2 protein-coding genes are annotated in these 1649 nt (G+C 35.8%); both read right to left on the bottom strand.

Features of this window, described 5'->3' with window-relative positions:
• Positions 1–169, bottom strand: a 169-nt coding sequence (locus DSBG_RS22200; RefSeq protein ID WP_348980995.1) for an FAD-dependent oxidoreductase, incomplete at its 3' end; no start/stop codon positions are given.
• Between the two features lie 869 nt (positions 170–1038).
• Positions 1039–1389 carry a YlbF/YmcA family competence regulator gene (locus tag DSBG_RS21440; RefSeq protein ID WP_068967035.1) on the bottom strand — a complete coding sequence of 117 codons (351 nt, stop codon included), beginning with the start codon at positions 1387–1389 and terminating at the stop codon, positions 1039–1041.
• Between the last annotated feature and the right edge of the window lie 260 nt (positions 1390–1649).

Raw genomic sequence — 1649 nt, 5'->3', positions numbered from 1 at the left:
GGGCTACTCTACCACCTAGATAGGGTTTCTCTTCAACCAGATAAACCTCGTTTCCTGCCTCGGAAGCTTCTATTGCGGCCGTTAGTCCGCTTATTCCTCCTCCGACTACTAGAATACTCTTATATGCCATCCTTTTACCTCTTTTCTTTAGCTCCAAAGCATGACCTATTAATTTAATCGTAATAAATTGCACAAACTCTTCTAATTATGACCTTCTAACAAAATAAGAGTAGCACTGAAGTCATAGCAAGTCAATATGACTGTATTAATATATCCTATGGTCAATTAACGATCCCACAAATATTCATGTCATAATTAATGGTATCCTGTAACTTTATATTACCTGTTATCCCTTCACGATGTATACAAAGTGCCATAATCAAGGAATTGTCCGTGGATTTAGGACTAACCTATTAGGAATACCCCAAACAACACCCACATTAGCCATAATAATTACGAATTAAGAGGCCGGAAAACCTTCAAAATAGGCAACATTTCCTTCCAATCCAATCAGCTCTTAATTTTAGGCACTTCATCTAGACTACTCTCTATAAAGAAATAATCTAGATAATACTGCCAAAATCCGCTACTTATAGGCAAACGAACATTCTATGTTAATGCCTATAAAGAAAGCAACAATCTGTTGTGCACCAGGTCGATGTGGTCCTGTTAGCTAACGGGCTTACGGAACCAAGAAAGTTCGACTAGCCTTCGCCAGCTTTATTTAGTAGTATGGACAAAATTTTCTTTCACCTGTGTGCCTTGCAGAGGCATGGGAGGTCTGATTAGTATTAAAAGAGGAAGGATTCATCGTAGTCTATGAATCACCTCCCTCTTTTTAAACGCATATTAAAATGTCAATAATCAGTTTAATATTTTAAGTATTTGATGGTATTTGATGTGATAATAAAATGTTTTTATAATTCCCAGTATGTACTGAAAATTAGGTATTTTTATACTTGCCTTCGGATTCTTATGCCGAAGTGCAGTCAAAACGCCTTTGATATATTACGAGCAATCAGGATTTGAATGTAATGCTCATATTTTTTCGATGCTTTTAATTCCGTCTTTAATGTTTTTTGAGATCTGCTCCATAAACTCTTGGAATTTTGTATTGGCATTATTGGATATCAGTACTTGAGGATTTTTTAAGCATACATTTTCTAGTTCTGTCATTGCATCTTGTTCTTCTTTACTTAATTCTATTCCAGCAGCTTGTTTGCCATAATGTTCTTGCTTCATTTTCTGTAAATCTTCTACTAATTTACGTGCTTCTGGATTATGAAGAAGATCATGCTCTGCTTTCTTAAAGTCTTTGTACATGGGCGTAAGAGCGATCGATTTTCCGAGTTCAGTGCTCTTTCGCATAATCTCTTCTATTTGATCCATATCCTTGATTCCCCCTAAATAAATTTTAAAAATCTATCCAACTAATTTAAAGTTACCAACCCTGCTCATTCATTACTCCTTATCAAAGGAGAACCTTAGATATTCAAGCTAAACATCGTAAGCCTGCCACAATTATTATTTAAGCATGCTTACGATGTTTAAATCGGGGGATGGAAACAAACTTCGTACCGACGAAATTTGCAACCATCCCCTCTGTTAATCAGCTATTAAAGACAGCTCTATTACGACCTATCACAAAA

Source organism: Desulfosporosinus cupriresistens (assembly GCF_001707885.1).
GTDB lineage: Bacteria > Bacillota > Desulfitobacteriia > Desulfitobacteriales > Desulfitobacteriaceae > Desulfosporosinus.
This window is presented reverse-complemented; position numbering and strand designations above follow the sequence as displayed.